The sequence below is a fragment of the Aeromicrobium sp. genome (assembly GCF_036675695.1).
GTDB lineage: Bacteria > Actinomycetota > Actinomycetes > Propionibacteriales > Nocardioidaceae > Aeromicrobium.
The window spans coordinates 1-5,601 of record NZ_JAKFEL010000220.1 but is presented as its reverse complement, the minus strand read 5'-3'; the positions used below and the strand labels follow the sequence as shown (position 1 = coordinate 5,601).

Annotated in this window: 7 protein-coding genes and 2 tRNA genes; 4 read left to right on the top strand and 5 right to left on the bottom strand. The window is 64.8% G+C overall.

From position 1 onward, the window contains the following. The first annotated feature begins 64 nt into the window (after positions 1-64). Positions 65-370, top strand: coding sequence for a GNAT family N-acetyltransferase (locus V6M39_RS14120; protein WP_332644451.1), 306 nt, complete (start codon positions 65-67; stop codon positions 368-370). A 21-nt stretch (positions 371-391) separates the two neighbouring features. Here V6M39_RS14120 and V6M39_RS14115 read toward each other — a convergent pair whose 3' ends face one another. Both V6M39_RS14115 and V6M39_RS14110 read right to left on the bottom strand, forming a co-directional pair. Continuing rightward, positions 392-2,446: a PhoX family protein gene (locus V6M39_RS14115; protein WP_332644450.1), complete on the bottom strand. Its 2,055-nt coding sequence runs from the start codon at positions 2,444-2,446 to the stop codon at positions 392-394. Positions 2,447-2,563: 117 nt separating this feature from the next. Continuing rightward, complete coding sequence (locus V6M39_RS14110) at positions 2,564-3,070, bottom strand: phosphatase domain-containing protein (RefSeq protein ID WP_332644452.1); 507 nt, start codon at positions 3,068-3,070, stop codon at positions 2,564-2,566. Between the two features lie 3 nt (positions 3,071-3,073). On the opposite strand from V6M39_RS14110, the gene V6M39_RS14105 reads away from it, so the two are divergent. Next, a complete protein-coding gene (locus tag V6M39_RS14105) occupies positions 3,074-3,535 on the top strand; it encodes an SRPBCC family protein (RefSeq protein ID WP_332644449.1) in 462 nt (153 codons plus the stop codon). Positions 3,536-3,666: 131 nt separating this feature from the next. Continuing rightward, positions 3,667-4,044 carry a VOC family protein gene (locus V6M39_RS14100; protein ID WP_332644448.1) on the top strand — a complete coding sequence of 126 codons (378 nt, stop codon included), beginning with the start codon at positions 3,667-3,669 and terminating at the stop codon, positions 4,042-4,044. Between the two features lie 11 nt (positions 4,045-4,055). Here V6M39_RS14100 and V6M39_RS14095 read toward each other — a convergent pair. Next, a tRNA-Met gene (locus V6M39_RS14095) sits at positions 4,056-4,129 on the bottom strand. Between the two features lie 26 nt (positions 4,130-4,155). Here V6M39_RS14095 and V6M39_RS14090 point away from each other — a divergent pair. Continuing rightward, the gene (locus tag V6M39_RS14090; protein WP_332644447.1) at positions 4,156-4,896 is read left to right on the top strand and encodes a PIG-L deacetylase family protein; all 741 of its coding nucleotides are present in this window, start codon (positions 4,156-4,158) and stop codon (positions 4,894-4,896) included. Here the strand turns inward: V6M39_RS14090 and V6M39_RS14085 are convergent. Then, entirely contained in the window at positions 4,893-5,438 is a 546-nt protein-coding gene (locus tag V6M39_RS14085) for a hypothetical protein (protein WP_332644446.1), read from the bottom strand. The genes V6M39_RS14090 and V6M39_RS14085 overlap by 4 nt on opposite strands. Positions 5,439-5,518: 80 nt before the next feature. After that, positions 5,519-5,591, bottom strand: a tRNA-Asn gene (locus tag V6M39_RS14080). Positions 5,592-5,601 lie beyond the last annotated feature (10 nt).

Here is a 5,601-nt window from a genome sequence, read left to right as displayed (position 1 = left end):
ACCTGCGACCATTGTGACGCATTGCAGCGACCAGGGACAACATTCATCCCGAGAGGAATGTCGGATGACGACGACTGTGCAGGACGCCCCCGAGCGGTCCCGCTTCGAGATCGAGGTCGACGGCGAGCTCGCCGGATACGTCGAATACAGCACGCACGGCGACGAGTACGAAGTTCCCCACACCCGCATCTACTCGCACTACGAGGGAAATGGCCTGGGCCATGAGCTCGTACGCAGAGCTCTCGCACAGATCGCCGAGCGTGGCGGTACGGTCCTCCCCTACTGCCGATTCGTGGCTCGCGTCATCCGCGAGAGCCCCGAGCTCACTGACCTCGTACGCGAGGAAGAACGTCCAACCTTCGGCCTCTAGCCAGGCGCCCCACCCAGCGGGTCAGCGCCCGCCGCGACGCCGGCGCTTGGGCCATACGGCGACGACTGCCGGCCGAGGCACGGAGCCCGGACCGTCGGGCCACCGAGACGCCGGCGTCTCCACAGTGGACCCGTTCTTCTCACCGGGATGCTGGACGGCCACGAGCACACGCTCGCGGTCGATGAGCGGCCCACACGTCTCCGCTCCGAATGGCACCGTGAGGAACTGCTTGACCTGTCCGCGGTACGTGCCCTCGAGCGCCAGCCCAAATAGCCCGTCGTTCGAGCCAAGCGCGTTGCCGTCCGTGGAGATCCAGAGGTTGCCGTAACCGTCGAACGCCAGGTTGTCGGGACACGAGATCGGTGACACCTGGCTCTTGTCGAAGCCGCCGAAGTACGTCGACGGGTCCTGCGGGTCGCCGCACAGCAGCAGGATGCTCCAGCGGAATGCGTTCGCCCCCGAGTCGTTGCCTGACTCGGTGAGCTCGATGACGTGGCCGTGCTTGTTGCTGTTGCGCGGGTTGGCCTCATCTGCGCCGGCCGCGCCCGTGGCGCCGCGGTTGCTGTTGTTGGTGAGGGCGATGTAGACCTTGCCGCTGCGTGGGCTGGGCTCCACGTCTTCGGGGCGGTCCATCTTGGTGGCGCCAACCTTGTCGGCGGCCTGCCGGGTGAACATCAGCACTTCCGCGGCGGTCATGCCGTCGACGTACGAGTGAGTGCCGCGCACCAGCGGGATCCACTCCCCCGAGCCGTCGAACAGTCCGTCCTCGGGGAGCTGGCCAGACCCGTCGACCGGGCCTGAGTCGCCGGTGAACTTCGCGACGTACAGCGTGCCCTCGTCGAGCAGCGATGCGTTGCGCCGGCGGGCCGCTGCACCCTGGCCGCGAGCCACCTTCTTGTCCGAGACGAACTTGTAGAAGTAGTCGAAGCGCTCGTCGTCACCCATGTAGACCGCGACTCGGCCGTCGCTCGTGATCCGTGGCTCGGCTGCCTCATGCTTGAAGCGCCCCAGTGCCGTTCGCTTCTTCGGCGTCGAGTGTGGGTCGTACGGGTCAACCTCGACGACCCAGCCGAACCGGTTGGGCTCGTTGGGCTCTTTGGCAATGTCGAAACGGTCGTCGAACCGCTCCCACTTGCGTTCGGTCGCCGTACCGCCCAGACCGTAGCGCTTGAGCCGCGCCGCCTGGGCCGGGTCGGTCACGGTCGCCGCGTTGGCGAAGTACTGGTTGAAGTTCTCCTCGCCGCTGAGCCAGGTCCCCCATGGCGTGAGGCCGCCGCCGCAGTTGTTGAGCGTGCCGAGCACCGTGCGCCCATCGGGGTCGGCCGTCGTACGCAGGAGCTCGTGTCCGGCGGCCGGGCCGGTCAGTTCGAACTCCGAGCCGGTGTGCAGGCGGCGGTTCTTGCCATCACCCACGATCGGTCGCAGCGACCCGTTGCGGTCGGCCAGCTTGACGGCGACGACGGCGAGTCCGTGCGCCGCCCACGCGATCTCGACCTGCTCGCGTGTGGGGTTGGCTGAGTCATACCCGGGGAACATCATCGTCTCGCTGGTGTACTCGTGGTTGACCACCATCAGCTTGGTGTCCCGGCCGTACGGCAGGAGTGCCAGGTAGTCGTTGTTGAAGCCGAACTGGCGGAGCTGCGCCGCGGCGGTCTGCGCGTGCACATCGAACGCGGGGACACCCTTGAACAGCGGGTCACCCCATGCGATGACGACAGCCTGTTGGTAGCCATCGGGGATCACGACGTCATCGACGACGTTGGGGGCGACGGTGGCGAAGTCGAGACCGGGAGCGAACGCCGGCGATGCCTTCACCGTCGTCGTGGCAGCGGCGCTGCCGCTCGTCGCAGCAGCGCTGCCGCCTCCGAGTACCGGAGCGGCGAGCCCCACGGCTCCGACCACCGCGCCCGCGCGCAGCACCGAGCGGCGTGAGACCGCAGCTCGCATCATGTCGCCGAAGTATTCGTTGTCGGAGCAGTTGGGCGCATCGTTCGCGCAGGCATTGCCGCAGCGGTAGAGGCAGGTCAGGGACGACCTTCCGGGGTTGTGAGCGGAGCGGTCTTCAATCGTGAACATCTGGGGTCCTCCCGAAAGGGTGTGGCGTGTCTGCGCCCGACGCTAGGACGGCAGATCACCGCGCAGGCCAACGTGAGGTGAACTCTGGATGGATAAGCCCCGAGTGAGGGTTCCGTACTATCCGACGGCGTTGACTTCGATGCCGTTCTCGCGCCACAGGTCCAGCACAGCCGGCTTGTCATCCCACGCGGCTACGACGTTGAACCCGTCGGCTTTGATCTGCTCGAGGATGTCGGTCTTGATCAGGACATCCTTGCGGTAGTCGCCGACGATCCGCATGTAGACCGCCTCGTGAGGTACGTCGTGCTTGGTCAGCCAGGTCAACGTCGTGTCGCGCCACTGGAACTCACGTGACGTGACCACGACGATCGCTCGGCCAGCCTTGTGCTCGGCCTTAGCTGCGTCGACAACTTCCGTACGAGGCGGGCAGTCGGCAGATGCAGCGTGGAAGGCCCAAAAGTCCTTCTCGTCACCCTCGATGAAGTGCTCGATGCTCGAGGTGTCGCACAGCGTGCCGTCCATGTCGAAGATCACCGCATCACGCATGCCGCTCATTCTGCCCGACGTGTAAGACACAGCCGTTCGGGTAACTCCTTGTGCATACCCCCGAAAAGTGAAGGAGATCGTATGAGCACCATCACCGAAGCAGTGGACGTCGATGTCGACGTGCGGACCGCCTACAACCAGTGGACGCAGTTCGAGTCGTTCCCGGAGTTCATGGAAGGCGTCGAAGAGGTGCGGCAGTCAGACGACAAGCGCCTGCACTGGGTCACCAAGGTTGGCCCCGTGACGCGCGAGTTCGACGCAACGATCACCGAGCAGCACCCGGACGAGCGCATCGCGTGGAAGTCCGATGACGGGCCAGAGCACGCTGGCGTCGTCACGTTCCACCGCCTGGACGACAACAAGACCAAGGTCACCGTCCAGATGACCATCGACCCTGAAGGATTTGTCGAAGAGGTCGGCGACAAGACCGGCATCATCGACCGTCGGGTCAAGGGAGACGTAGCCAACTTCAAGAAGTTCATCGAAGCCCGCGGCGGTCAGGAGACCGGCGCATGGCGTGGAGACATCCCCCGTCCTGAGTGACTGATCGAACGCGGCGCATCCCTCCCGGGTGCGCCGCGTTCGCATGTCCGCTCAACCGCCTATGCCTCAAGTATTTCCTTCAATGACCTTGCGGCGTACCGTCAAGACGGGGTTTCACGCGAGGAGAAGCCATGTTGAGCAATCTTGAAATCTACGCTGTCATACCTGCCTCCGACCTCGGACGGGCACGGGAGTTCTACGAGGACAAGCTGGGACTCAAGCCTGACGATGAGCGCGGCGAAGGCCTGATCTACCAGGTCAAGGACTCGAAGTTCCTGCTGTACGAGACGAGCTTCGCCGGCACCGCGCAAAATACTGCGGCCACGTGGGTCACGGACGATCTCGACAGCGAGATGGCCGATCTGCGAAGCAGGGGTGTCGAGTTCGAGGAGTACGACTTCCCGGGCCTCAAGACCGAGAACGGCGTCATGACAGATGAGAACGGCGGCCGCGCTGCCTGGTTCAAGGACTCCGAGGGAAACATCCTCGCGCTGTCCGAAGGCATGTGACGCCGCCGTAGTAGGGAGGGCGGGGCTCGAACCCGCGACCCAGGGATTATGAGTCCCCTGCTCTAACCAGCTGAGCTACCTCCCCTAGGGATGCGGGCTTAGCCTAACCGCATGGAACCCACACCCCTCGAACCAGTCGATGAGAGCTGGGAGTCCGCTCTCGTTGTCGTCGCCCACCCCGATGACGTCGAGTTCGGAGCGGCCGCTGCCGTCGCCCGCTGGACCGACCAGGGCAAGGCCGTCGTCTACTGCATGGTCACCAGCGGCGAGGCCGGGATTGACGGCATGACACCCGATCAGGCACGCGAGGTGCGCATCGGCGAGCAGATCGAGTCAGCCAAGATCGTTGGTGTCGATGTCGTCGAGTTCCTCGGCCTGCCCGACGGAATCATCGAGTACGGCGTACCGCTGCGACGGTCGATTGCCGAGGTCATCCGCAAGCACAAGCCGGAGATCGTGATCACCAACAACTTCCGCGAGACCTGGGGCGGGTCCATGCCCAACCAGGCCGATCACATAGCCGTCGGCAGAGCCTCGCTCAACGCCGTCAGCGACGCCGGCAACCGGTGGATCTTTTCTGAGCAGTTGGTCGACGGAATCGAGCCGTGGGGCGGCGTGAAGCAGGTCTGGGCGGCCGGCTCTCCCGACAGCAAGCACGGAGTCGACACCACCGAGACGTTCGATCGCGGTGTCGCATCCCTGATGGCCCACAAGGCGTACATCGACGGGCTGGGCTGGGAGCACTTCGACCCGGCTGAGTTCCTGGAAGGCATGTCGCGGCCGACCGGATCACGCCTCGGCGTCACCCACGCCGCACCTTTCGAGGTCTTCTCGATGTCGTGGGGCGACTAGCAACCTCCGCCGTCGCCTCCACCTCCACCGCCATCGGCGCCGCCACCGCTAGAAAAGTCGCCCGGGAACCTGCTCAAGTCGTATTCCGATGCCACCAGGGCGACAGCCCCATCACGGCGATCGGCGACGATCATTCTCGACTCGTTCACAATCAGTGACGTGCCGTGTTCGACTAAATGCACAAGCTGCTGATCGTCGACTCGGCCAGCCAGCACCGGGACAACGATGGGGCGCAACTCGTCGATCACTCGATTCACCAGTCGCCTGATCAGCGCCGTGCGCACCAAGTACCAGACGCCGCCACCCACCACGGGGGCGTAGACGAACGCCGACAGCCGTCCCGCCGCGTCGAGGTAGTCGTAGCCGAGCGCAGCGGCACCAGCGGTGGCGATGACCGCAGTGAATATCGCTACCCGTTGGCTCTTGCGCGATGCATTGGTGACCGCGGCGTGCCACGCGTCCCATTGGTACGCGGCGACGACCGTCTCGGCCACCCATGTGGGCGAGAGGTCGTCTTCCTGGACCTCGACTTCTTCGGTCATACGACAACGTTACGAGCCGAGGGGCGCGCCGTCCGGAAATGACGAAACGGCGCCGAATCTTCGGCGCCGTTGCTGTCTTGCTCCCCCGATTGGACTCGAACCAATAACCTGCCGATTAACAGTCGGCTGCTCTGCCAATTGAGCTACAGGGGATCGGCCCCAC

Excerpts from the sequence above, each read along its gene's own strand:
- V6M39_RS14090 (WP_332644447.1), top strand. The coding sequence starts at position 4,156 with ATGGAACCCACACCCCTCGAACCAGTCGATGAGAGCTGGGAGTCCGCT.
- V6M39_RS14085 (WP_332644446.1), bottom strand. The coding sequence starts at position 5,438 with ATGACCGAAGAAGTCGAGGTCCAGGAAGACGACCTCTCGCCCACATGG.
- V6M39_RS14105 (WP_332644449.1), top strand. The coding sequence starts at position 3,074 with ATGAGCACCATCACCGAAGCAGTGGACGTCGATGTCGACGTGCGGACC.
- V6M39_RS14115 (WP_332644450.1), bottom strand. The coding sequence starts at position 2,446 with ATGTTCACGATTGAAGACCGCTCCGCTCACAACCCCGGAAGGTCGTCC.
- V6M39_RS14120 (WP_332644451.1), top strand. The coding sequence starts at position 65 with ATGACGACGACTGTGCAGGACGCCCCCGAGCGGTCCCGCTTCGAGATC.
- V6M39_RS14100 (WP_332644448.1), top strand. The coding sequence starts at position 3,667 with ATGTTGAGCAATCTTGAAATCTACGCTGTCATACCTGCCTCCGACCTC.